The sequence below is a fragment of the Bradyrhizobium sp. 199 genome, from assembly GCF_023073355.1.
Taxonomy (GTDB): domain Bacteria; phylum Pseudomonadota; class Alphaproteobacteria; order Rhizobiales; family Xanthobacteraceae; genus Bradyrhizobium.
Genome location: NZ_JADPJI010000002.1, coordinates 1,192,348 through 1,215,819 on the forward strand (window position 1 = coordinate 1,192,348; position 23,472 = coordinate 1,215,819).

The 23,472-nt window shown below is 64.7% G+C and carries 28 protein-coding genes and 1 pseudogene; 14 read left to right on the top strand and 15 right to left on the bottom strand.

The genetic code is table 11. From position 1 onward, the window contains the following. The first annotated feature begins 22 nt into the window (after positions 1-22). Entirely contained in the window at positions 23-1,669 is a 1,647-nt protein-coding gene (locus IVB28_RS05655) for a GMC family oxidoreductase N-terminal domain-containing protein (RefSeq protein ID WP_247525048.1), read from the top strand. A 106-nt stretch (positions 1,670-1,775) separates the two neighbouring features. Here the strand turns inward: IVB28_RS05655 and IVB28_RS05660 are convergent, their stop codons facing one another. Next, positions 1,776-2,618, bottom strand: coding sequence for a MoxR family ATPase (locus IVB28_RS05660; protein ID WP_247525049.1), 843 nt, complete (start codon positions 2,616-2,618; stop codon positions 1,776-1,778). Between the two features lie 247 nt (positions 2,619-2,865). On the opposite strand from IVB28_RS05660, the gene IVB28_RS05665 reads away from it, so the two are divergent. The 3 genes from IVB28_RS05665 to sseA all read left to right on the top strand — a co-directional run bounded on the left by IVB28_RS05665 (position 2,866) and on the right by sseA (position 5,580). Continuing rightward, a complete protein-coding gene (locus tag IVB28_RS05665) occupies positions 2,866-4,041 on the top strand; it encodes a VWA domain-containing protein (RefSeq protein ID WP_247525050.1) in 1,176 nt (391 codons plus the stop codon). A gap of 124 nt (positions 4,042-4,165) precedes the next feature. After that, positions 4,166-4,579 carry a rhodanese-like domain-containing protein gene (locus tag IVB28_RS05670; RefSeq protein ID WP_247525051.1) on the top strand — a complete coding sequence of 138 codons (414 nt, stop codon included), beginning with the start codon at positions 4,166-4,168 and terminating at the stop codon, positions 4,577-4,579. Positions 4,580-4,719: 140 nt separating this feature from the next. Continuing rightward, a complete protein-coding gene (gene sseA / locus IVB28_RS05675) occupies positions 4,720-5,580 on the top strand; it encodes a 3-mercaptopyruvate sulfurtransferase (RefSeq protein ID WP_247525052.1) in 861 nt (286 codons plus the stop codon). Between the two features lie 60 nt (positions 5,581-5,640). Here the strand turns inward: sseA and IVB28_RS05680 are convergent, their stop codons facing one another. Continuing rightward, positions 5,641-6,423 (bottom strand): hypothetical protein, encoded by a 783-nt coding sequence (locus IVB28_RS05680; RefSeq protein WP_247525053.1) that lies wholly within the window; start codon positions 6,421-6,423, stop codon positions 5,641-5,643. Between the two features lie 367 nt (positions 6,424-6,790). Here IVB28_RS05680 and IVB28_RS05685 point away from each other — a divergent pair, with 367 nt between their 5' ends. After that, positions 6,791-7,990, top strand: a complete 1,200-nt coding sequence (locus tag IVB28_RS05685; RefSeq protein WP_247525054.1) for a L,D-transpeptidase — start codon at positions 6,791-6,793, stop codon at positions 7,988-7,990. A 72-nt stretch (positions 7,991-8,062) separates the two neighbouring features. Here IVB28_RS05685 and IVB28_RS05690 read toward each other — a convergent pair whose 3' ends face one another. After that, a complete protein-coding gene (locus IVB28_RS05690; RefSeq protein ID WP_247525055.1) occupies positions 8,063-9,025 on the bottom strand; it encodes a D-2-hydroxyacid dehydrogenase family protein in 963 nt (320 codons plus the stop codon). A 132-nt stretch (positions 9,026-9,157) separates the two neighbouring features. Further along, positions 9,158-9,373, bottom strand: coding sequence for a hypothetical protein (locus tag IVB28_RS05695; protein WP_247525056.1), 216 nt, complete (start codon positions 9,371-9,373; stop codon positions 9,158-9,160). Positions 9,374-9,606: 233 nt separating this feature from the next. Between IVB28_RS05695 and ettA the strand changes: the two genes are divergently transcribed. Both ettA and IVB28_RS05705 read left to right on the top strand, forming a co-directional pair. Then, complete coding sequence (gene ettA, locus IVB28_RS05700) at positions 9,607-11,256, top strand: energy-dependent translational throttle protein EttA (protein ID WP_247525057.1); 1,650 nt, start codon at positions 9,607-9,609, stop codon at positions 11,254-11,256. Between the two features lie 7 nt (positions 11,257-11,263). Beyond that, positions 11,264-12,490: a lytic murein transglycosylase gene (locus tag IVB28_RS05705; protein ID WP_247525058.1), complete on the top strand. Its 1,227-nt coding sequence runs from the start codon at positions 11,264-11,266 to the stop codon at positions 12,488-12,490. Positions 12,491-12,570: 80 nt separating this feature from the next. Here the strand turns inward: IVB28_RS05705 and IVB28_RS05710 are convergent, their stop codons facing one another. Together IVB28_RS05710 and IVB28_RS05715 are read right to left on the bottom strand one after the other, a co-directional pair. Next, positions 12,571-12,852, bottom strand: a complete 282-nt coding sequence (locus IVB28_RS05710) for a hypothetical protein (RefSeq protein ID WP_063201912.1) — start codon at positions 12,850-12,852, stop codon at positions 12,571-12,573. 220 nt (positions 12,853-13,072) lie between these two features. Further along, a complete protein-coding gene (locus IVB28_RS05715) occupies positions 13,073-13,396 on the bottom strand; it encodes a hypothetical protein (RefSeq protein WP_247525059.1) in 324 nt (107 codons plus the stop codon). Between the two features lie 133 nt (positions 13,397-13,529). Between IVB28_RS05715 and IVB28_RS05720 the strand changes: the two genes are divergently transcribed. The 3 genes from IVB28_RS05720 to bfr all read left to right on the top strand — a co-directional run bounded on the left by IVB28_RS05720 (position 13,530) and on the right by bfr (position 14,894). Next, positions 13,530-13,838, top strand: a complete 309-nt coding sequence (locus IVB28_RS05720; protein WP_247525350.1) for a hypothetical protein — start codon at positions 13,530-13,532, stop codon at positions 13,836-13,838. A gap of 161 nt (positions 13,839-13,999) precedes the next feature. Then, entirely contained in the window at positions 14,000-14,272 is a 273-nt protein-coding gene (locus tag IVB28_RS05725; RefSeq protein ID WP_247525060.1) for a (2Fe-2S)-binding protein, read from the top strand. Positions 14,273-14,405: 133 nt separating this feature from the next. Further along, the gene (bfr, locus tag IVB28_RS05730; RefSeq protein ID WP_092021671.1) at positions 14,406-14,894 is read left to right on the top strand and encodes a bacterioferritin; all 489 of its coding nucleotides are present in this window, start codon (positions 14,406-14,408) and stop codon (positions 14,892-14,894) included. 134 nt (positions 14,895-15,028) lie between these two features. Here the strand turns inward: bfr and IVB28_RS05735 are convergent, their stop codons facing one another. From IVB28_RS05735 to IVB28_RS05745, 3 genes and pseudogenes are all read right to left on the bottom strand, one after another. Continuing rightward, positions 15,029-15,631, bottom strand: coding sequence for an MSMEG_1061 family FMN-dependent PPOX-type flavoprotein (locus IVB28_RS05735; protein ID WP_247525061.1), 603 nt, complete (start codon positions 15,629-15,631; stop codon positions 15,029-15,031). 71 nt (positions 15,632-15,702) lie between these two features. Beyond that, a pseudogene (locus IVB28_RS05740) lies at positions 15,703-16,051 on the bottom strand (hypothetical protein). Positions 16,052-16,200: 149 nt separating this feature from the next. Then, positions 16,201-17,277: an alpha/beta fold hydrolase gene (locus IVB28_RS05745; protein ID WP_247525062.1), complete on the bottom strand. Its 1,077-nt coding sequence runs from the start codon at positions 17,275-17,277 to the stop codon at positions 16,201-16,203. Between the two features lie 127 nt (positions 17,278-17,404). Here IVB28_RS05745 and IVB28_RS05750 point away from each other — a divergent pair, with 127 nt between their 5' ends. Both IVB28_RS05750 and IVB28_RS05755 read left to right on the top strand, forming a co-directional pair. Beyond that, positions 17,405-17,671, top strand: coding sequence for a DUF2277 domain-containing protein (locus IVB28_RS05750; RefSeq protein ID WP_247525063.1), 267 nt, complete (start codon positions 17,405-17,407; stop codon positions 17,669-17,671). Positions 17,672-17,769: 98 nt separating this feature from the next. Continuing rightward, positions 17,770-17,991: a hypothetical protein gene (locus tag IVB28_RS05755; protein WP_247525064.1), complete on the top strand. Its 222-nt coding sequence runs from the start codon at positions 17,770-17,772 to the stop codon at positions 17,989-17,991. Between the two features lie 152 nt (positions 17,992-18,143). On the opposite strand, the gene IVB28_RS05760 is transcribed toward IVB28_RS05755, so the two are convergent. Together IVB28_RS05760 and fabG are read right to left on the bottom strand one after the other, a co-directional pair. Then, a complete protein-coding gene (locus IVB28_RS05760; protein WP_247525065.1) occupies positions 18,144-18,392 on the bottom strand; it encodes a helix-turn-helix domain-containing protein in 249 nt (82 codons plus the stop codon). 187 nt (positions 18,393-18,579) lie between these two features. Beyond that, entirely contained in the window at positions 18,580-19,347 is a 768-nt protein-coding gene (fabG, locus tag IVB28_RS05765; protein ID WP_247525066.1) for a 3-oxoacyl-ACP reductase FabG, read from the bottom strand. Between the two features lie 112 nt (positions 19,348-19,459). Between fabG and IVB28_RS05770 the strand changes: the two genes are divergently transcribed. Continuing rightward, positions 19,460-19,945: a J domain-containing protein gene (locus IVB28_RS05770; protein WP_247525067.1), complete on the top strand. Its 486-nt coding sequence runs from the start codon at positions 19,460-19,462 to the stop codon at positions 19,943-19,945. A 289-nt stretch (positions 19,946-20,234) separates the two neighbouring features. Here IVB28_RS05770 and IVB28_RS05775 read toward each other — a convergent pair whose 3' ends face one another. Together IVB28_RS05775 and IVB28_RS05780 are read right to left on the bottom strand one after the other, a co-directional pair. Then, the gene (locus IVB28_RS05775) at positions 20,235-20,495 is read right to left on the bottom strand and encodes a hypothetical protein (RefSeq protein ID WP_247525068.1); all 261 of its coding nucleotides are present in this window, start codon (positions 20,493-20,495) and stop codon (positions 20,235-20,237) included. Between the two features lie 147 nt (positions 20,496-20,642). Then, on the bottom strand, positions 20,643-21,026 hold the full coding sequence (locus tag IVB28_RS05780; RefSeq protein ID WP_247525069.1) for a RidA family protein: 384 nt from the start codon (positions 21,024-21,026) through the stop codon (positions 20,643-20,645). 441 nt (positions 21,027-21,467) lie between these two features. Here IVB28_RS05780 and IVB28_RS05785 point away from each other — a divergent pair, with 441 nt between their 5' ends. Beyond that, positions 21,468-21,902, top strand: coding sequence for a hypothetical protein (locus IVB28_RS05785; RefSeq protein WP_247525070.1), 435 nt, complete (start codon positions 21,468-21,470; stop codon positions 21,900-21,902). 104 nt (positions 21,903-22,006) lie between these two features. Here the strand turns inward: IVB28_RS05785 and IVB28_RS05790 are convergent, their stop codons facing one another. Further along, a complete protein-coding gene (locus tag IVB28_RS05790; protein WP_247525071.1) occupies positions 22,007-22,657 on the bottom strand; it encodes a glutathione S-transferase family protein in 651 nt (216 codons plus the stop codon). Positions 22,658-22,892: 235 nt separating this feature from the next. Then, the gene (locus IVB28_RS05795; protein ID WP_247525072.1) at positions 22,893-23,459 is read right to left on the bottom strand and encodes a mismatch-specific DNA-glycosylase; all 567 of its coding nucleotides are present in this window, start codon (positions 23,457-23,459) and stop codon (positions 22,893-22,895) included. Between the last annotated feature and the right edge of the window lie 13 nt (positions 23,460-23,472).

Consider the following 23,472-nt stretch of genomic DNA (forward strand, 5'->3'; position numbering starts at 1 on the left):
ACGACACGCCAGGGGCGGAAGAATGGACAGATTTGATTATGTGATCGTCGGCGCGGGCTCCGCCGGTTGCGTGCTCACCAGCCGGCTCAGCGAAGACCCCAACACCAGCGTCTGCGTGCTCGAGGCCGGGCCGAGCGACTGGCATCCCTACATCCATCTGCCGGCGGGCTTCATCAAGACCTTCCACATGAAGAGCATCAACTGGGCCTATCAGCAGGAGGTCGGGCCCTGGACCGGCGGGCGCAGCATCTACGCGCCGCGCGGCAAGACGCTCGGCGGCTCCTCCTCGATCAACGGCCACATTTATAATCGCGGCCAGCGCATGGATTTCGACACCTGGGCGCAGATGGGCAATCGCGGCTGGGGCTATGCCGACGTGCTGCCTTATTTCCGGCGGCTGGAGAAGCGGATCGGCGAAGGCGAGGACATTTATCGTGGTCGCGACGGCAACCTGATCGTCACCACCATGAACTGGCGCGATCCGCTCTGCGAGGCGTTCATGGAAGGCGCGGTGTCGCTCGGCATCCCCCGCAACCCCGATTACAACGGCAAGACCCAGGAAGGCGTCTCCTACTGTCAGCGCACCATCGACAAGGGCCTGCGTGTTTCCGGCGCGACCGCGTTCCTCAAGCCCGCGATGAAGCGGCCCAACGTGCATGTGCGTACCCATGCGCATGCGACCGAGATCATTTTTGAAGGCAAGCGCGCCGTCGGCGTGCGCTACATGAAGGGTGGCCCTCGTGGCACGCCGGTGGAGGTGCGCGCCAACAAGGAGGTGATCCTGTCCGGCGGCACCTATAATTCGCCGCAGCTCCTGCAGCTCTCCGGCATCGGCTCGCCGGACCTGCTGCAGCAACACGGCATCGCCGTGCGCCACGCGCTGCCGGTCGGCGAGGGCCTCCAGGACCATTACGCCCCGCGCACGGTGGCGCGCGTCAAGGACATCAAAACCATCAACGAGCTTCGCCGCGGTTTCTCGCTGTGGATTGAGGCGCTGAAATGGGCGACCGCGCGCAAAGGCTTGCTGTCGCTGTCGCCGACCATGGTCTATTGCTTCTGGCACTCCGGCGAGAGCGCCGACAGTTCCGACCTGCAGCTCACCTTCACGCCGGCGTCCTACAAGGAAGGCGTGCAGGGCCAGCTTGAGGACGAGCCCGGCATGACCGTCGCCTCCTGGCAGCAGCGCCCCGAGAGCCGCGGGTATGTCCGCATCCGTTCCAACGATCCATTCGCGCCGCCGATCATCCAGACCAACTATCTCGACGCCGAGCTCGACCGCCGCGTCATCGTCGGCGGCATGAAGCTGGCACGCCGCCTTTTGAAGTCCGCGCCGCTGTCGCCCTATTACGCCTACGAGGACTTCCCCGGCCCCAACATCAACACCGACGACGAATTCCTCGCCGCCGCCACCGAGCGCGGCACCACCACCTTCCACCCCGGCTGCACCTGCCGCATGGGCCCGGCGGACTCGACGTGGGCGGTGGTCGACGACCACCTCCGCGTCCACGGGCTGGAGGGCCTCCGCGTCATCGATGCCTCGGTCATGCCGCGCATGATCTCGGCCAACCTCAACGCCTCCACCATGATGATCGCCGACCGCGCCTCGGACCTGATCCGCGGCAAGCAGCCGATGGAGGCCGCGCGCGTGCCGGACGCCGCGGTGGCGTGAGAGCTTCGTAGGAGGGGTAGAGCGTAGCGAACCCATCGCCTCCATCATCGCGGAAAAGCTTGATGGGTTTCGCTGCGCTGTACCCATCCTACAGTTTGTCTTTGTCCTACACTTCCCGTCGGCTCAGGAACGCCAGCCGTTCGAACAGATGCACGTCCTGCTCGTTCTTGAGCAGCGCGCCGTGCAGCGGCGGGATCAGTTTTCGCGGATCACGCTCGCGCAACTGCTCGACGGTCATGTCTTCGTTGAGCAGCAGCTTAAGCCAGTCCAAAAGCTCCGAGGTCGACGGCTTCTTCTTCAGGCCGGGCACTTCGCGCACCTCGAAGAAGATGCGCAAAGCTTCTTCGACCAGACGCTTCTTGATGCCGGGGAAGTGGACGTCGACGATGCGGCCCATCGTGTCGGCGTCGGGGAATTTGATGTAGTGGAAGAAGCAGCGGCGCAGGAAGGCGTCCGGCAGCTCCTTCTCGTTGTTGGAGGTGATCATCATGATCGGGCGCTGCTTGGCCTTGATCGTCTCGCCGGTCTCGTAGACATGGAATTCCATGCGATCGAGCTCGAGCAAAAGATCGTTCGGGAATTCGATGTCGGCCTTGTCGATCTCGTCGATCAGGAGCACCGGGCGCTGCTCGGCGGTGAAGGCCTCCCACAGCTTGCCGCGCTTGATGTAGTTCTTGATGTCGGAGACGCGGGCATCGCCGAGCTGGCTGTCGCGCAAGCGCGACACCGCGTCGTATTCGTAGAGGCCCTGCTGCGCCTTGGTGGTGGACTTGATGTGCCAGGTCAGCAGCGGTGCGTTCAGCGCCTTCGCCACTTCCTCCGCCAGCACCGTCTTGCCGGTGCCGGGCTCGCCCTTGATCAGCAGCGGTCGCTCCAGCACGATTGAGGCATTGACCGCGACCTTGAGATCGTCGGTCGCAACATAGTCCTTGGTGCCGGTAAATTTCATCGCGCGTCCTTGTTGGTCGTCGTCCCAGGAATTGCCAAATTCATTGCCGTGGTCGCGACATGGGAACGGCCGCGCGTGGCGGCCGTTCCTGGTTCGGTCAGGCTTTCAGACCCGTTTTATCAGCGAAAGGATGACAAGCACAATCACCGCACCAATCCCGCCGGGCGGACAATCCTGTCCAGCCGCAGTAGCAAGGGTCTCTGGGGCACCTCTTGACGCCGACCATCCAAAGGGCAATCTGTCACCCATGTTCCTGCAATTCTTCACTTCTCTGCGCGACGCGCAGGTCCCCGTGACGCTGCGCGAATACCTCACGCTGGTGGAGGCGCTCGACGCTGACCTTGCGGACTACTCGGTCGAGAATTTCTACTATCTCTCGCGCACCGCGTTGGTGAAGGACGAGCGCAACCTCGACAAATTCGACCGCGTCTTCGGCTCGGTGTTCAAGGGGCTGGAAAGCCTGCTCGACGCCATGGAGAAGGCGGAGATCCCTGAGGAGTGGCTGAAGAAGCTCGCCGAGAAATATCTCACCGAAGAAGAGAAGAAGCAGATCGAGGCCATGGGCTGGGACAAGCTCATGGAGACCCTGAAGAAGCGCCTCGAGGAGCAGAAGGGCCGCCACCAGGGCGGCTCGAAGTGGATCGGCACCGCCGGCACCTCGCCATTCGGTGCCCATGGCTACAATCCCGAAGGCGTCCGCATCGGCCAGGAGAAGAACCGCAACAACCGCGCCGTCAAGGTGTGGGACAAGCGGGAATTCAAAGACCTCGACGGCAATGTCGAGCTCGGCATCCGCAACATCAAGGTGGCGCTGCGCCGCTTGCGCAAATTCGCGCGCACCGGCGCGCCCGACGAGCTCGATCTCGACACCACCATCCGCGAGACCGCCAATCACGGCTATCTCGACGTCCACATGCGGCCCGAGCGGCGCAACGCGGTGAAGCTGCTGGTGTTCTTCGACATCGGCGGTTCGATGGACGCGCATATTGAGCAGGTCGAGGAGCTGTTCTCGGCGGCGAAGAGCGAGTTCAAGCACATGGAGTATTTCTACTTCCACAACTGCCTCTATGAAGGCGTGTGGAAGCAGAACAAGCGCCGCTTCACCGACCGCACGCCGACCTGGGACGTGCTGCACAAATACCCCCACGACTACAAGATCGTGTTCGTCGGCGACGCCTCGATGTCGCCTTACGAGATCATGGTGCCCGGCGGCTCGGTCGAGCACGTCAACGAGGAGCCCGGCTCGGTCTGGCTCGACCGCATCATCCGCACCTATCCGCATTCGGTGTGGTTGAACCCGGTCGCCCAGAAGCATTGGGACTATTCGGAATCCACAACCATCATCAAGCGCATCTTCGCCAATCGCATGTACCCGATCACGATCGAGGGGCTTGAAGGTGCGATGAAGGAATTGACGCACTGATTGCTGCCATTCCGGGACGCGCATAGCGCGAGCCCGGAATCTCGACATGTTCAACTGCCGCTCGAGATTCCGGGTTCGCGACTTTGTCGCGCCCCGGAATGACAGCAAGAAGAAGGGAAGACCCATGCCCCAAAACATCACCCGCGGCATCAAAGCGCTAATCGACGAGGCCAATGCCGAGATCGAGACGCTCAACGCCAAGGACGCCATCGAGATCTCCAAGAACGGCGACGTCGTCATCGTCGACATCCGCGATCCCCGCGAGATCGAGCGTGAGGGGCGCATCCCCGGCGCGTTCGCCTGCACCCGCGGCATGCTCGAATTCTGGATCGATCCGCAGAGCCCTTATGCAAAGCCGGTTTTCCAGGAGGACAAGAAGTTCGTCTTCCACTGCGCCGGCGGCCTCCGCTCCGCGCTCGCGGCCAAGACCGCGCAGGACATGGGATTGAAGCCCGTCGCCCACATCGCCGGCGGCTACGCCGCCTGGCGCGATGCCGGCGGCCCCGTGGAGAAGTGGGAGCCGAAGAAGAAGGGGTGAGGCATGCTCCTCACGTGCCACGCGCTCCCTCATGGCCGGGCCTGTCCCGGTCATCCACGCTCTTGATCGATGCGCCGAAAGACGTGGATGCCCGGGACAAGCCCGGGCATGACGACTGAGAATCGCCGGAGAATACGTGAATGACTGACACGACAGCCGACCCACTCGTCTCCACCGAATGGCTCGCCGCCCATATGGGCGACGCCAACGTCAAGATTCTCGACGCCAGCTTCAAGCTGCCGGGCGTGCTGCCGCTGCCGAAGGATGACTATCTCGCCGCGCATCTGCCGGGTGCGGCCTTCTTCGACGTCGATGCGGTGTCGGACCATTCCAACCCGCTGCCTCACATGTATCCGAGCGCCGAGCAGTTCGGCCGCGACATCGGCAATCTCGGCATCGCAAATAGCGATACCGTCGTGCTCTACGATGCCGGTGGTTGGGTCGCGGCGCCCCGCGCATGGTGGATGTTCCTGGCCTTCGGCCACGGCAATGTGCGCATCCTCAATGGCGGCTTGAAGAAGTGGCGCGCCGAAGGGCGAGCGGTCGAGAGCGGGGAGGTGAAGCCGAAGCCGGCGAGCTTCAAGGCGAGCTATGATCCAAACCGCGTGCGCAGCATGCAGCAGCTGATCGCCAACGTCGAAAGCCGTGCCGAGCAGGTGATCGACGCGCGCGCCGCGGAGCGCTTCGAGGGCCGCGCGCCCGAGCCGCGGCCGGGCGTCCGCTCCGGCCACATCCCCGGCGCCCGCAACGTGCCCTACAATCTGCTGTTCGACGCAGGGACCGGCGAGATGAAGCCGCTCGACGATCTCCGCACCGCGTTCATGGGCGCCGGCGTCAAGCTCGATGCGCCGATCGTGACGAGCTGCGGCTCCGGCGTGTCGGCCGGCGTGCTGACGCTCGCGCTCTACCGTCTGGGGATCACCGACAGCGCGCTCTATGACGGCTCCTGGTCGGAATGGGGCCAGGAAAAAGGCCCGCCGATCGCGACCGGGCCGGCGTGAGGCGTCGATAGCCGCGGCGCCGCGCTCCCTCGCCCCGCAAGCGGGGGCGAAGAAGGAACGTCACCGCGTGCGCGTGGTCGGTGTCGCGAACGTCTGCGGCTGGCCGAACGGATCGAGCTGTTGCTGCTGCTGAGGCGGCGGACGCCGCACCACGCGATGCCGCTTCTTGGCCGCCTTGCGCTTGGTCGCCTTGCTGTCGGAGGCGCCGTCCGCCTTGCTTTTGGTCTTGGCCTTCGCCGGCGGAGCCTTCACGGCCGTCGCCGCCGGCTCGTTCAGTGCGGCCAATTTGGCCGCTGCGACATCGAGCGCCGAGGAGGCCAGGGCAGCGCTCGGATCAGCCGGCGCCGGCTCGCCGGCGGTCGCGACAGCGGCAGGCGCAAAGTCAGGCCTGGCTCCGGCGATCGATGACGTGGTGTCGGCGGGGGTGAGCGTGTCGGCGGGCGCCGGCGCTAGGGCTTCCGCCGTCGCCTCGGGCTTGGCCGGTTCGGCGGCTACCGGGTCGGTTGCGGATTCAGCGGCCTCCGTCCCTGCGTCAGCCTCGGTCGTCAGCGCGGCGACCTGCTCGGGCTCGGTTGCCGGCAATCCGATGGTCGGCACCTGGTCGCGCAATGACGGCTCGGGCTCGGCCGTCACCTCGGGCTCCACCCGGAGGACCGCGAGCACCGGCTGGGCGGGCTCGGACGCCTGCGCGAACCTCTGCTCCTGCGGCCCGTTCCGCCAGGACGAGTTGTTGGCATACTGCTCATGGTTCGCCCGCAGCAGCGCGGCGGCGCCCAGGCCGAACACCAGGACGGAAGTTGAGAGCAGGATCGCGGCAAACAGGAAGCGAAAGCCGGGAAGCATCGAGGGATTGCGAATTTCCGCCCCGGCGGCGAATTAGCCAGGGCCCATGAGCCATCTGAACGCGGTGACGGTACTGTTGGCCGCGTTCGCCACACGGGGATCGGGAGCTCAAATGGTGGCGAATCAGGCTGATTCGAACATACCGCAACGAGTCCGACCCGTTCCGCAAAAACGGGGCCGGAGACTTCGGCAAATGACGGCATGAGCTGATTTCCGCCCCGTGATGCAGCGGGGCAACGGTAGTCTTGCGGATCACAAATCGGCAAATCCGGCGCAAATAAGCCTGCTATGTCTTGAATGTGCCGCTATCTTCGGCCATCTGGCCGTTAACGGTCCGATCGGGCTTGGGGACTATACAAGAGCGATGATGATCAAACATTTTCTGACGATATGCGCTGCCGCAACAGTCGCTGCGGCGGGAACCTCGCTCGCGCAGGCTCAGAGCTATCCGGTCCAGCAGGCGCCGAGCTATGGCGCCCCCGCTGAATATCGGCCCGGCGATCGCACCCCGAATTTCGACGCGCTGGAAGATGATGATGACGACGCGATGCCGCAGGCATCGTTGCCGCCGCCCGGCCCGGCCGACGATCCGCGCTATGGCCGCCCGCTCGGCGCGCCACCGGTCTACTCGGCAGCGCCGCCGCAGGGTCCGGTGATGTCGCCGGATGATCCGCGCTATGGCCGCCCGGCTGGCGCTCCCCCGGTCTATTCGACCGCCCCGTCGCAGGGCCCGGTGATGTCGCCGGACGATCCCCGCTACGGCCGCCCCGCCGGTCCGCCGCCGGTGATCTATGCCAATCGTCCGGGGCAAGGCCAGCCGCCGGCCAATGACGGCTTGCGTCCGCCGGAGGCCGTCGGTGGTCCCGCCGCGACCGGAACGGTCCAGGCCGGGCAGCCGCCCGTCGGCGCCGATGGCCGTCCGATGACAATGGCCGCGCTCCCGCCCGAGGAGCAGCCCGATGCTGCGCCGGTGCAGCTGCCGCAGAACCTGCGCCGCCAGGAAGTCGCGTTCCAGACCAAGGAGCCGGCCGGCACGCTCGTGGTCGATACCCCCAACACCTACCTCTATTACGTGCTCGGCAATGGCCGTGCGGTTCGCTACGGCGTCCGCGTCGGCCGCGACGGCTTCACCTGGACCGGCGTGCAGAAGATCACCCGCAAGGCCGAATGGCCGGATTGGCATCCGCCGACCGAGATGATCGAGCGCCAGCCGTATCTGCCGCGCTTCATGGCCGGCGGTCCCGGCAATCCGCTCGGTGCCCGCGCGATGTATCTCGGCTCGACCGTCTATCGCATCCACGGCACCAACCAGCCCTCGACCATCGGCAAGTTCGTGTCGTCCGGCTGTATCGGTATGCTGAACGAGGACGTCTCCGACCTGTTCGATCGCGTCAAGGTCGGCACCCGCGTGGTGGTGATGCCGGGCGGCCCGCCGCCGGGAACGGCGACCGCCTCCGCAGCGCCCGCTGCCGCCGGTCCGGCTCCGATGGCCGCCCAGGCCGGTCCGGTCCCCGGCACGCAGCCGACCGTGGTGCCGCCGCTGCCCGCGCCGGTCACTGTGCGCTAACAGCTCCGCGCAATCTGAGAGCGCGAAATCTGAGGGAGCGAAGGGCGTGCCATCGGCACGCCCTTCATCGTTTCAGGCCAGCTTGCGCGGCAACTCGCGGCCGCCAGTGAAGGCGTCGATCGCCTCGACCATCTGGCCGTAATGGATGCGCAAGCCGTCCTTGGTGGCGTAGCCGAGATGCGGCGTCAGCACGAGATTGTCGAGCTTGCGGAAAGGATGGTCGACCGGCAGCGGCTCGGCCGCGAACACGTCGATGCCGGCGCCCGCGATCTTGCGCTGCTGCAGCGCCTCGAGCAGCGCCTGCTCGTCCACGATCGGCCCGCGCGCGGTGTTGACGAGAAAGGCCGTCGGCTTCATCCGCGCGAGATCGGCAGCGCCGACGAGGCCACGCGAGCGCTCGCTCAGCACCACATGGATGGTGATGATGTCGGCCTTGGCGAACAGCTCCTCCTTCGTCGCGTAGCCGACGCCGGCCGCCGCGCATTTCTCCGGCGTGAGGTTCGGGCTCCAGGCGATCACGTTCATGCCGAACGCCTTGGCGATCCCGGCCATCTTGCTGCCAAGCTTGCCGAGCCCGACGATACCGAGCGTCATTCCCTCGATCTCGACGCCGGCAAAGGTCTGCCAGGGCTCGCCGGCATGCATGCGCGCATTCTCGCGGCCGATGCCGCGCGTCAGCTCCAGGATCAGACCCATGGTGAGCGGAGCGGTGGGATCGCGCGAATATTGCGTGCCGCCGATGACGATCCCGCGCGCCTTCGCGGCTTCCATGTCGATCGCGGCGTTGCGCATGCCTGAGGTGAGCAGCAGCTTCAGCTTCGGCAAGCTCTCGAACAGGCTCTTGGGGAATGCGGTGCGCTCGCGCATCGCGCAGATGATGTCGAAATCGGCCAGCGCACTGGCCGCGGCCTGTTCGGAGCCGAAGGCATCGCTGAACACGGTGACGTCGAGGCGGTCGGACAATTTCTGCCAGTCGGCAATGTCGAGCGCGAGCTTGAAATAGTCATCGAGAATTGCACAGCGCAGCCGGCTCATCAGCGTTCATCCATGGCGAAAGGTGAGGGCGCCAGGCAAGCGCCGTCGTCGGAACCGCGCCATGGTTGCGCACAATCACGCCTGCGCGCAAGCCGCTTGCGTCTTCAAAAATCCGACAGCAGAGCGGGCGCTTTAGAAATCGCGGGGCTTCAGGCGGAACGGCGCATCCATGCCGTGCTTGGCGCGCCAGGCGGGGCCGGGGCCGCGCATGTAGTGCAGTTCGGGCCGGTAGGGATTGAAGGCGGTGGCAAAGAAGCGCTTCCAGAATCCCTTGATCTCCGAGGCGAAGTCGGAGACGTGGCCGGCTTCTCCCGGAACAGGAAGAGAATGGGTCTCGATCATGGCCATGACGCTGTCTCGCTGTGCTCCCCGTTCATTCTGAGCGGGTGGCGCTGTTTCCGCGCGAAACCGAGCTTTGGCCTGATTTATTAAAAGATGGTTTCAATTGTCCGGATCGGTGGCCGGATGGTGTCCGTCCCGTATTCACCCGTGGTGAACGGACGGAAAACATTGCCCTTTCGGGGCGGGGTCGCTACATCGGCGGCAAGCAGATTTCCTCAAATCGAAGGTTTTCGGGACCGATGGCGCGCCAGTTCATCTATTTCATGCAGGGCCTGACCAAGAGCTACCCGACCCGGAAGGTGCTCGATAACATCCATCTGAGCTTCTACCCGGACGCCAAGATCGGCGTGCTCGGCGTCAACGGCTCGGGCAAGTCGACGCTGCTCAAGATCATGGCTGGCCTCGACAAGGAGTATAACGGCGAGGCCTGGGTCGCCCAGGGCGCCCGTGTCGGCTATCTCGAGCAGGAGCCGCATCTCGATCCGGCACTTAGCGTGCGTGAGAACGTCATGCTGGGCGTCGCCAAGCAGAAGGCCATCCTCGATCGCTACAATGAGCTGGCGATGAACTACTCCGAGGAAACTGCCGACGAGATGACCAAGCTGCAGGACGAGATCGAGGCCCAGGGCCTCTGGGATCTCGACAGCAAGGTCGACCAGGCCATGGACGCGCTGCGCTGCCCGCCCGATGATGCCGACGTGACGAAGCTCTCCGGCGGTGAGCGTCGCCGCGTCGCACTGTGCAAGCTGCTGCTCGATCAGCCCGAGCTGCTGCTGCTGGACGAGCCGACCAACCATCTCGACGCCGAGTCGGTGTCCTGGCTCGAAGGCCATCTGCGCAGCTATCCCGGCGCGATTCTGATTGTGACCCATGATCGCTACTTCCTCGACAACGTCACGAGCTGGATTCTCGAGCTCGATCGCGGCAAGGGCATTCCCTACGAAGGCAACTACTCGTCCTGGCTGGTGCAGAAGCAGAAGCGGCTGGAGCAGGAAGGACGCGAGGACGCCGCGCACCAGAAGACGCTCGCGCGCGAGCAGGAATGGGTCGCCTCGTCACCGAAGGCACGCCAGGCCAAGTCCAAGGCGCGCTATCAGCGCTACGAGGACCTGCTCAAGCAGGCGAGCGAGAAGCAGACCCAGACCGCTCAGATCGTCATTCCCGTCGCCGAACGCCTTGGCGCCAACGTCGTCGACTTCGAAGGCCTCAGCAAAGGCTTCGGCGACCGCCTGCTGATCGACGATCTCACCTTCAAGCTGCCGCCCGGCGGCATCGTCGGCGTGATCGGCCCCAACGGCGCCGGCAAGACCACGCTGTTCAAGATGATCACCAAGCAGGACCAGCCGGACAAGGGCACCATCACGGTCGGCGAGACCGTGCATCTCGGTTATGTCGACCAATCGCGCGACGCGCTCGATGGCAGCAAGAACGTGTGGGAGGAGATTTCCGGCGGCAACGAGCTGATCCTGCTCGGCAAGAAGGAAGTGAACTCGCGCGGCTATTGCTCGGCGTTCAACTTCAAGGGCGCCGATCAGCAGAAGAAGGTCGGCGCGCTCTCCGGCGGTGAACGCAATCGCGTGCATCTCGCCAAGATGCTGAAGTCCGGCGCCAACGTGCTGCTGCTCGACGAACCGACCAACGACCTCGACGTCGACACGCTGCGCGCGCTCGAAGAGGCGCTGGAGGACTTCGCCGGCTGCGCGGTCATCATCAGCCATGATCGCTGGTTCCTCGACCGTATCGCGACGCACATCCTGGCCTTCGAAGGCGACAGTCACGTCGAATGGTTCGAAGGCAACTTCCAGGATTACGAGAAGGACAAGATGCGCCGGCTCGGCCAGGACAGCATCATTCCGCACCGCGTGAAGTACAAGAAGCTGACGCGGTGATGTCGGCATGATGCGGCGGGCGCTCATCGCTGCGGTGATCGTGGTCACCTGTGGCTGGTCGTCCGCCCGCGCCGCCGACGCCGCCTTCACGCAGTTCGTCGCCTCGCTCTGGCCGGAAGCGCAAGAGGCTGGCGTCTCGCGCAAGACCTTCGACGAGCAGACGCGCGGGCTTGAGCCTGACTACAAGCTGCCCGATCTGATCCTGCCGGGACGCCCCGCGACCGGCGCACCGTCGCAGGCCGAGTTCGTGCAGGTGCCCGCCGATTACGTCAAGGAAGGCTCGATCGCGCGGCTTGCGGGCGAGGGACAGCGGCTGCTGCAGAAATATCGCGACTCGCTGAACCAGATAGAGAAGAAGTCCGGCGTGCCTGCGACCGTCATGCTGGCGATCTGGGGCCGCGAGACAGACTACGGCCGCTACACGTTGCCTTACGATCTCGTCCGCGTGCTGGCCACGCAGGCCTATGTCGGCCGGCGCAAGGACCAGTATCGCAACGAGTTCATCCTTTCATTGAAGATCTTGGGCGAGGGCGTGGTGACGCGTAAGGACATGCGCTCGTCCTGGGCGGGCGCCACCGGGCTCACGCAGTTCCTGCCGTCGGAATACTACAAGCACGGTGTCGATTTCGACGGCGACGGTCGCATCGACATCTGGCATTCCGTGCCCGATGCGCTGGCCTCCGCCGCGCAGCAGCTCGTCAACAAGGGCTGGCAGAGCGGCGTCCGGTGGGCCTACGAGGTGCAGGCGCCGGCCAAGGTCGATTGCACGACGGGAGTGCCGGAGGTGACGAAGCCGATCGGCCAGTGGCTGCGCGAGGGCTTTGTGCCGGTGCGCGGCCAGCGCCTGAACGCCACGGAGCAGGCGCAGCCGGCTTCGCTGCTTCAGCCGGAAGGCATCTATGGTCCGTCGTTCCTGACGACGAAGAACTACTTCGTCATCAAGGAATACAATTTCTCCGACCTCTATGTGCTGTTCGTCGGCCATCTCGCCGACCGCATGACGAGCCCGCTTCCGTTCGCAACGCCCTGGGCGGCCTCCAAGCAATTGCGCACCAAGGACGTCGAGGCCATGCAGCGCGGGCTGACGCGCGTCGGGCTCTACAAGGACAAGATCGACGGCAAGGCCGGCATGCTGACGCGCGCGGCGCTCGGCGCCTATCAGAAGTCGGCCGGCCTCAAGGTTGATTGCTGGCCGAGCGAAGAGGTGCTGCGCTCGATCCAGACGGCGCGATAGCGTTTGACCAAAAGAAAAAGCCCGGTCGATGATCTCGGCCGGGCTTCGATCGCGGCGCTGGTGAGCGCGGTGCGATCAGATCAGTAGCAAACGCGAACCGGGCGAACGACCCAGCCATAGCCGTCCCAATAGCGCTGGCGCTGCCAATAGCAGGGCGCGGGCGGCGGGGGCTCGGCGACGTAAACCGGGCCGCCATAGGCGGGACGGCTCGACGCGATAGCGCCGCCGACGATCGCGCCGCCGATCAGGCCGGCCGCGATGCCGGCGCCGACGCCGTCATGGGCCTTCGCGGACGGAGTGGCAGTCACCAGCGAACCGGCGACGGTCGCAACCGTGAGGGCGGCAACTAGAGTCTTCTTCATGCTCAGGGCTCTCCTGCGAGATGGGTTCCTCTTGTTAGAGGCGCCCGGGTTACAAAGGTTCACGCACACGCTGGTGGAATTGGCCGTGCAGCTAGGAAGCGCGCAATTGGTCAACCCACGGTAAACGCACGCGGAGCTGTGACGAGAAAAAGCGGTCTTTTTCAGGCCCCGAGATGAACGGCGCGTCCGTAGTGAACCGACCAGCCGGCCCGCAGCGCCTTCAGCCGCAGACCCTGGCGCGGCGGACGCGCCAGCCATAGCCGTCCCAGAAGCGCTGCTTCTGCCAGACGCAGCCCCCACCGTAATAGCCGTCGGAGACATAGCCCGGACCCGGCGCGTAGTAGCGGCGCGGGTAGTAGCCGGGTTCGTAATAGCCCGGGCCGGGTCCGTAATAATACGGAGAGGCCAGTGCGCCGCCGACAATGGCGCCGCCGATGATTCCGGCCGCCACGCCCGCCGCGACACCGCGCTGCGCATTGGCCGGTGTTGCGGCCGCAAAGGCCAAGGAGGCGACGGCAGTAACCGCCAGGAGCAACTTCTTCATGGGTTTGGCCTTTCGTACGAACACGCGGGAACTGTTTGGGCGCAGAGTTCCATATTTCGCTTGAATGATCAATGAACGGCACCTTTGCCGGGCGCGACCAATTGATGTCGGGCGCGGATGTGCCTGGGAGGCGATGATGGGCAACGCGATGATAAATGCATTGATCGCTGCTGGAATTGTCCTCGCGATCGGCTACGGCTGGATCGCGCACCTTCAAAACCGCACCCAGCGCCGCTCGCGGGCTGCGGCTGGCGGCGATCGCGGCAATGGCGGCGACACCTATACGGGGTCAAATGACGGCTTCTCGCTGGGGAGCTGGTTTTCCGGCGGCAGCTCCGGCAGCTCGAGCGACGGCGGCAGCTGTTCCAGCAGTGACAGCGGCGGCGGTGGCGGGGATTGCGGAGGCGGGGGCGACGGTGGTGGAGGGGGCGGTGGCGACTAGATCCGCTCCAATTTTGATCCAGCGCAACGCTGAGATTTAGGGCCGTTCTAGGCTGCTTTCGGGCCAGTTTGGAATAGCTTCAAATCCCGCTTTTTCCTTTTGCATCCCGCCGGCCCGTTAAATATCGATGGTGAAGCATCACCAAAGGGCCTTCCGCTTCCATGATCGTTTGTTCCTGTAACGTGCTGAGCGATGACGACATCCGCGCCGCCGTCGCCGAGTCCGACGACGCCGTGCGCCATGCCAAGCAGGTCTATGGCTGCCTCGGCTGTAGCGCCGAATGCGGCCGCTGCGCCCGGACCATCAAAACCATCATCGACGAAACGCTTGGCCCCTGCGCCCAGTCCTGCTGCTCCGGCTGCCCGCACAGCCACACCGTGGCCGCCAATGACGAGGCCCCCCAGCCCGCCCAATTCGCTCTCGCGGCCTGCTGAATCTTCCGCCAGCCTGGCCTGAGCTTTTCCCCGGCTGCGTCTCCGTAGCTGGTTGCCCTCCCACGCAAACTGACTTAGAAGGATTCTAAACTCGGTTACGGCCGATTTGGAATGCAAGAGCTTGGAGTGAACCATGCAGGGCGACGCAAAAGTTATCGACTATCTCAACAAGGCACTGCGTCACGAGCTGACTGCAATCAACCAGTACTGGCTGCACTACCGCTTCCTCGACAATTGGGGCCTGCGGGACATGGCCAAGGTCTGGCGCAAGGAGTCCATCGAGGAGATGGAGCACGCTGACAAGCTCACCGAGCGGATCCTGTTCTTCGACGGCTTCCCGAACATGCAGGTGCTCGATCCCCTGCGCATCGGCCAGAACGTCAAGGAGATCATCGAGTGCGATCTCGCCGCCGAGATGAGCGCGCGGGCGCTCTACCAGGAGGCGGCTGGCTACTGCAACAGCGCCAAGGACTACGTCACGCGTGACCTGTTCGAGAAGCTGATGAGCGACGAGGAGCACCACATCGACTTCCTCGAAACTCAGCTCGATTTGATCGGCCGCATCGGCCTCGAGCTCTACACCCAGAAGCATGTCGGCGGGCTCGAGGGCGAGGGGCACTAAGCTCCGGCCCTGCTCCCTCCATTCGTCACGGCCGGGCTTGACCCGGCCATCCACGTTTTACCGCACGATGGAAGACGTGGATGCCCGGGTCACGACCGGCCTTGACGGTCTGATTGAGCGAGGCCGCTCCGAACCTACAACTGCGTCTTGTAGAGTTCTTCCACGGTCTCCTGGCTCGCCGGTTCGCCGAGGCCGGTCTGCTCGTGGACCACCGTGACGATGCTCGGCATCACCGAGCGCTGCACCTTCTCCGACGACCACAGCTGCGAGCGCATCAGCGCCTTGCCGCAGTGAAAATAGACTTCGCTGACTGCGACGTTCAGCACCGCGCGCGGCGGCTTGCCGAATTCCACCATCGACGCGAGCAGATCCGGATCGGCCGACAGCGTGCCGCGTCCGCCGACGCGCAGCGTCTCGTCAATCCCTGGCACGAAAAACAGCAGATGCACGAAGCCCGAGCCTTCGACGACGTTGCGAAAGCTGTCGATCCGGTTGTTGCCCGAGCGGTCAGGCATCAATAGCTGGTTGGGACCGGCGATGTGGACGAAGCCGATGCCGCCGCCGCGCGGCGAGGCATCGACGCTGCCGTCAGCACCCGATGTCGCGAGCACGCAAAACGGTGACATCTCGATGAACTTCTTCGCATGCGCATCGATCGCGGGACGCGCCTTCGCGATCACGCGAGGGCTCGGCTTGGCATAGATCGTGGTGAGGTCTTCGGCGCAAAGATCGGTCAACGGCGTGGCTCCGCATCAGCTTGGCGACACGCTACCCGATCGGGCGGCCTCAGCCAACGAAATCCATCAGGCTAGACTCCATTCGCCGGCACGAAGCAGCTGATGATGGCGCCGCGGTGGTGAACGTACCAGACCACGGCGTGGCCGACCGGATGCCCTGGCCGCGGATGATGGCGCCTTCGGGAACCTCCGTCCATTGTCCTTCGGTCGGCACCCAATAGGCGCCGCTCTGCACGTCGTAGTCGGTGCGATGGCCATCGGAGATGTCGCAGCAGGGCACTCCGTTCGGCGCCATCACGCTCTTGAACCAGGCGCAGATGTCGGGCGGGACGTGATCGTATCGGCCGTTGTCGACGCGAATGCGGCGCTGGTCAGCGCCGTCATCGCGGGGAACCCAACGCACAGTGCGAGCCCGCGCATGCGATCCTCCTCGTCGCGTTTTTCCTGCTCGCGCGTGAGTCCTGCTCGCGTCGCTTCGTGTCGTTGACGCGAGTAGGCCCGAGCTGTCAGCGCATTGCATGCCCAAACAATATGCGACGTTGGGGGCGTCGCACATGATGCGTGCAAAATCAGCGGCGCGCCGATTCGCTCGTTTGCTGAGGCGTGGTCTCCAGCAACTGCCGCACCTGCTCGCTGTAGAATTTCGCATTGCCGGTGGTGCCGTGGCCGCGTGTCTCGGCGCTCGCCGGGATCAGGAACAGGCGCCCGTTCTTGACCCGCTTCATCGCAGCGTCCGTGATGCCGGTCTCGGGCGGATTGCGCTCGTCGTCGGCGGAATTGATCAGCAACAGCGACGCTTCGATGGCCTCCAGCTTCTCGCCGGCATTGTAGTCGTGCGAGGACTCCCACTGATAGACGAAGTCGTTGGCATCCGCCGTGATCGGCGTCGCCAGCCGGTCGTCGACCATCTTGTCGGCCTTCGCTGCGGTCGGGGCCTGCGTTTGATAGGCCAGCGTGCCGCCGATGCTCGCGATGCCGTAGGCGGTGGCTGCGTATTTCATCATGCGCGGCTGGCTGGTATAGTTGCCGCCGTTGTAGTCGGGGTCGTTGCGGATGGTGTCGAGCATGATCCGCCGCATCATCCAGTTGCGCGAGGCCATCTCGGTCGGCTGCGAGGCCATCGGGATCAGCGCGTCCATCGCCTTCGGATATTTCTCGCCCCACAGCCAGGTGTGCATGCCACCCATCGAATTGCCGATGACGAGCCGCAGATGCTTGACGCCGAGGCCTTCCGTCACCAGTCGATACTGTGCCTCGACCATGTCGTCGTAATTGTATTTCGGAAAGTTTGTCTTCATGCCGTCGGACGGTTTTGACGATTTGCCGTGGCCGATGTTGTCGGGAATGATGATGTAATATTTGGAGGCGTCGAGCGGTTGCCCTGGGCCGAACAGCTCACCACCGAAGGAAGGACCCAGCATGCCGGTGCCCGAGCCGCCCGTTCCATGCAGCACCAGCACCGGCTGGCCTGAGGGCTCGCCGACGGTGGTGTAGTGCAGCTTCAACTCCGGCATGGTCTCGCCGGTGTGGAGCTTGAAGTCTTTGGCGATCCAGTCGCCCTGCTTGGGGGCCGGATAGTCGGCGGCCAAGACCGGTGCCGAAAAGGATAGCAGGACAGCCGTCAATGCGGCGCAAGAAGCCTTCATGTTTCTCTCCCCATTGCGGCTCATGCTCGGCGGCCGCGTTGCGGCGGAACTTAGCAGAAGTGCGCAGAAGGATGTAGGATTTCGGCTCCGCCGATCGTCTTCAAGGAAACATCCGGAGAGACCCTGCATGTGCCGCAACATCAAGACGCTGTTCAACTTCGAGCCGCCGGCGACGGAGGATGAGATCCACGCCAGCGCGCTCCAGTTCGTGCGAAAATTGTCCGGTTTCAACAAGCCGTCGCAGGCCAACGAGGCGGCGTTCGACCGCGCGGTGGCGGAGGTCTCGGAGGCCGCGCGAAACCTCCTGATTTCGCTGCACACCCATGCGCCGGCGCGCGACCGCGAGATCGAGGCGGAAAGGGCGAGGGAACGCTCACGGCTGCGGTTCGGCTAGCGATCGCCGAAGGGCTATTCCGTGATCTGGCTCACGGAAGAAGGCCCGCTAGTGCGCGATGCTGTCCGCCGGGGTTTTTGACAGCCCGGAGCACAATCATGAGCCGCCCCCTTCTGCCGCTAAAAGCAGGTGCCATTATCTTCACGCTGCTGTGGACGGCGTGGATGATGTGGTGGAGCGGCTCGTTCTCGAGCGCGAACGTGATCATCCTCGCCTTGTGCGGCGCGGCGGTCGGCTATCTCTGGTATCGCGCCATGCGCTGGCAGTTCGAGCGCATGGGCATGCTGCCGCGCAAGGATGATGCTTCCGGCGCGTCTTGATTTGGCACGTCTCCCGGACTTGGGTGCGGCGCGAAGTGCCGCTCCGCAGAGCCGGGACCCGGAAATCCTCAGCGCAGGTCTCGGCGACATGGGCCCCGGCTCAGCAGCGCATCACTACGTGTCGCGCTGCGCCCGGGGCACGCAGCCGCGCGCTAATCCTGATAGGCGGGCACGTCGATGCCGGAGGCGGCATAGATCCTGATCTTGTTGCGCAGCGTGCGCACTGACAGGCCGAGCACGCGCGAGGCGCGCGTGCGGTTGCCGTCGCAACGCGCCAGCGTCTGCAGCACGAGCTCGCGCTCGACCTCGTCGACGGTCGCGCCGATCAGCAACGGGACGATCTGGTTAGGAGCAAGAAACTGTGCGTCCGGCTCGGACGCAGCGACATGAACAGTGGTCATCGACACACTCCCCGATCAACGCCCGCTTCCATCGTTGGAAGCGGATCGAGAACAAACGACCCCCAAGCCGTAGATCTACGGTGGTCGGGTTTGGTTAATGAAAGGTTAACCGCGGCCGATCGCACCAGATGACCTCAGGAATGCCGCGAAGCCGCCGCGATTGGTGCGGGCTGAGCGATGTGTCCTCTCACACCGTCCGATAGCCGCCGTCCACCATCACGATGCTCCCGGTGACATAGGCCGACAGATCCGAGGCCAGGAAGATCGCTGGCCCCACGATGTCCTCGGGCTTGCCGGTGCGCGCGAGCGGCGTGTGATCAAGGAAGGCCTGCACCAGCGCCGGATTGGTGGCGCGCACATTGGCGTTGATGTTGGTCTCGATGAAGCCCGGTCCGATCGCGTTGACGCGCACGCCTTCCTTGCCGAGCTCGACCGCGAGCGCCTTGGTGAAGCCGAGCACGCCGTGTTTCGAGGTCGTGTAGGCCGCCGAGCTCGGCGTGCGCAGGTGCACGAAGGACTGGATCGAGCCGATATTGACGATGCGGCCTTTGCTCGCGCGCAAGGGGGCGAGGAAGGCCTGCGTCATGTTGAAGACGCCGTTGAGGTTGAGCGAGATAATGTCGTTCCAGTCCTTTGCCACCGTCTCGGTGTCCGCGGTGAAGGCGTTGCGGCGGGTGATGCCGGCATTGTTGACGAGGATCGAGACCTGCCCGACCTCGTCCGCGATTTGCTTGGCCAGCGCGAAGCAGTCCTCGCGCCGGGTCACATCGAGCGAAAAGCTCTCGGCCTTGCCGCCCGACTTTCGGATCTCCTCGGCGGCATCCGCGACGGTGTCTGAATTGACGTCGAGCAGCACCACTTGCGCGCCCTCGCGCGCATAACCGGCGGCGATCGCGCGGCCGATGCCGGAGCCGGCGCCGGTGACGACGGCTATGTGGTTTGCGAGCAGTGCCATGACATATTCCTCCCGATTTTCGTTTCGAAGTTTCACGAAACGCTAACTCGAAATTAAGGGGTCGGAAACGGCAGCCTTGGCATACTGATCTTGATTGCTAAACGTTGCGCGCATGATGGAACGGCTCGACTTCTGGAAACTCGCCCTTGAACGCCTCCGATCGGCGCAATCAGCCGACTTCGCCGAGGCGGGCCGGCTCGTGGCCGAGATCGCGCGAATGAGCACGGACACCATGCTGCGGCAGGCCGCCGAGCAGGCGCTTCCGGTGCTGCGCCAGGCCGCAGACAATGACGACCATGGCGTCGTGCTGGCGGCCCAGCGCCGTCTCGGTGTGGTGCTCGATGTCGTCCACGATTTGAGCGCGCCGCGTTTCGGCCGCCGCAATGCCAAGCCGAAGCAGCTGTCCAGCGAGGATCGCGCCCGCAAGGCGCTCGGCCTGCCGCTCGCGGTGCAACTCACCTGCGAGGACATCAATGGTGCCTATCGCCGCGCCGCCAAGAGCGTGCATCCCGACCACGGCGGCAGCGCGCAAGCCTTCATCGACCTCGCTGCCGCGCGCGACCTCCTGATCCATCCCGGCGCGCACAAGGACGCGTGAGAGCGCGTCGGCGTTTGTTCACGCAACCCAAAAAACAAGGCGGGCAAGGACGCCCGCGTCCTTGCCCGGCTTTTCGTCCGCCGATCGAAATCTTACCAAGTGCAGTGGCCGTTCTTGAGTGCGGCGTCCTTTGCCGCGAGTGCGTCGATCAAGGTCGGCATGCTCGGGCTGGCGCGGTGATAGCCGGCCGGCCACGGCGTGGTCGCCGAAAAACGCGATCGTCCTGCAAATGAAGAAGGGCGGACCGCTCGCGCGATCCGCCCTTGAAATCCGTTGTGTCGCGTCAAGCCTAGAGCGTGCAGCGGCGCTCGGCGCGCAACTTGATCTGGAGGTCGGAGGCGGCCTGGAACGTCGGGAGCGGCTTGCTGACGACCTTGTAGGTCGACACGCCCCACTGCAGCGGCTTGTACTTCAGCTCCTCGTTCCAGACCTGGCAGATGCCGGTGTTGTCCCAGCGGATCACGTAATAGCCGACCTTGGCCGAGGCCGGCACGGCGAACACGGAGGTGGCGATGCCGGCAACGGCACAGAGCGCGAGAACGCGACGCATGAAGTATCTCCTTGTGGGAACTTGGTATCCGAAAGTTCGTGCGGTAAAAACCGGCTCTTTGCAAGCCGGGGAGCGGCCGTTCACGGACATGTCAGTCGCGCCTGCGCATTTGGTTTGGCCGCGTGCCCGACAAGTCACAGACTTGGCTCACCGCGCAATCGAGGCCACCGCCTCGATCTCGATCAGCATCTTCGGATCGGGCAGGGCCTGCACCACGCAAGTGGTGCGCGCCGGGTAAGGCGGCGGGCCGAAGGCGCCGGCATAGAGCGCGTTCATGGCGGCAACGTCCGAGGCGCGGGTCAGGAGCACGTTGACCTTGGCGAGGTCGCGTGTGGTGACGCCGGCCTCGTCCAGCACGCGCTTGATGTTGACGACGACATTGGCGAACTGCGCCTCGAAACCATCGGGCAGCGCACCGCTCGCATCGAAGCCGGGAATGCCCGAGACGAACAGCAGATCGCCGACGCGCGTCGCAAAGGATAGCGGCGGCGCCTTGACGTGCGGCGGGGGCGCGAAATGCTGGATCGGCATGGGATCACCTCCGGGACTGTCGCTGACGCATCAGCGTAGCCGCAGGGAAGGGCGGCTCAAAACGAAAAATGCGAAAACAACCCCATGCACAGTAGCGATCATGCAGAGATCATTGAGTTTTCCAATTATTCGGGAACTACGAAATACCCGGTTGCTCCGTCGGGCAAAACGGGGGCATGATGACATCATGGCGGGGGTGCCGGTGTGCAGCACCAAGCCCCGTCGTCATGCCCCGGCTTGACCGGGGCCTCCAGTCCGCCGCGGCCTGTCGGTTCAATCTCGGCGTCTCTGGACGACTGGATCGCCCGGTTGAACCGGGCGATAACAGCTGAATGTGCTGCTGCAACTTCCGCCTCACCCCATCATGTCGCCGCCGCGATCGATCGGGTACATTCGCCTCCTCTGATTCGATCCCCCAAAAAAAATAGCCCGGAGACGCCCATGAAGATCGCATCCACCTTCCGCGCCGCGCTGGTCGCCATCGTCGCTCTTGCCGGGCTCTCGACCTCGGCGATGGCCGACGGTGGTTTCGTGACGCTGACGATCTACAAGGCGGGCTGGATCATCGGCGGCTCCGGCGGCTCGGGCGTGCTGAACTTCCGCGCCCGCTCCTATGGACTGTCCACCGGCGGGCTCGACTACGGCCTCGTGTTCGGTGGCTCCAAGACCGTGCTGCGCGGCCGCGTCTCCAACATCAACCGACCCTCCGACGTTGCCGGCGTCTATGGCGCCGCCGGAGCGGGCCTTGCGATCGGCCGCGGCGCGCGCGCCATCGTGCTGACCAACCAGAAGGGCGCGGTGCTGGAGCTGACGGGCTCGCAGGTCGGCCTGATGGCGAACGCGGATCTCAGCGGCCTTGCGATCACGATGCGGTAGGGGCGCAGGTCGCGCAGGGTGGGCAAAGGCGAGCAAGCGCCGTTCCCACCATCGTTGTCAGCACGCTTCGAACAGTTGGTGGGCACGCTTTCCCTTTGCCCGCCCTACGATCGCGACGCGGCGGTGAACACCGCAAGCTGCGCATCGAACGCGCGCCGGAACGCCGGCCGCGCCTCGCCGCGGGCGACATAGGCGGCGATCTCAAGGTATTCGTCGAGCACGCCCGACGTATTCAGCCGCCGCAGCACCGTCACCATCATGAGATCGCCGGCGCTGAAGGCACCGTCGAGCCACTCGGCATCACCGAGGCGACGGGACAATTCGCCAAGCCTGGTACGAACGCGATCCCTGAGCATCGGCAGTCGCTCCGCGTACCAGCTCTCGTCGCGCTCGAACAGCATCGCCATCGTGAGCTCGACGATGGGCGGCTCCACCGTGCTCAGCGCCGCGAACATCCACGCGATCGCGCGGCTCCTCGCGTTCGCATCCTTCGGCAGCAAGCCACCGTGGCGCTCGGCGATGTGCAGCAAGATCGCGCCGGATTCGAACAGCGCGAGATCGCCATCCTCATAGGTCGGGATCTGCCCGAACGGATGCAGCGCAAGGTGCGCCGGCGCCTTCATCGCCTCGAACGAGACAAGGCGGACATCGTAGGGCTGCCCGACCTCTTCCAGCGCCCAGCGAACCCGCATGTCCCGCGCCTGCCCGCGGCCGCGATCGGGGGAGTTTTCGAAGGCGGTGATGGTGGGCGGCATATCGGTCTCCGGGGCGATCGTGCTTGTCTCCAGAGGACGGATGACCAGCGCCCATTCCTACAGCCTATCTGTTTGTCGGGTAGGACGGGGCGAGCGCAGCAAAATCGATCACCCTTTCCACGGCGACAGAACGCGACCCTTATGGTGCGGCGGAGGCGCGAAGCGCCGTCTCGAACCATGTAAGGCCGACATCTCGCCCGCGGCCATCCTTCGAGACGACCGCTTCGCGGTCTCCTCAGGATGAGGTCTGTGCGTGTTCAGGGCCCAGCACAGCAATCCACGCCGCCAGCTCCCGCCACGGCTCCAGCGTCCAGTGCCCGGACGCAGCACCCGACGGCGACGGCAGGACGAAGATCTCCGGTGACTTCTCATCGCGCGGTTGCCGCCCCAGCGCGATCACACTCGACGGCCTGCCGTAAAACAGGCTCGCCGCTTTCTTGCTCGTGAACGCGATCGTCATCGGCCGATATGTCTCGATCTTGGCCTTGAACCCCGCCACGTCGATCGTCTCCGCCGCGATCTGGTGATCCATCCCGGCGCTTGACTTGGAGAGATCCGTGAAGCCGATCCCGAGGTCGAGCAGCTTCGCGAACTCGCCCGGCTGATAGCGCCGCGGCGTGATGCCGGCCTCACGGATCGCGCGCCAGAAGCGGTTGCCGGGATGGGCGTAGTAGTGCCCGAGCTCGGCCGAGCGCGTACTGGCCGCGGTGCCGACGAAGGCGAGGCGGAGGTTGGAGCGGAGCTGGTCGGGGAGGCGGTGGGGGGGCGTTTCGATAGGATGAGAGCTATTAGCTGTCTCCATATTTTGCGGTCCA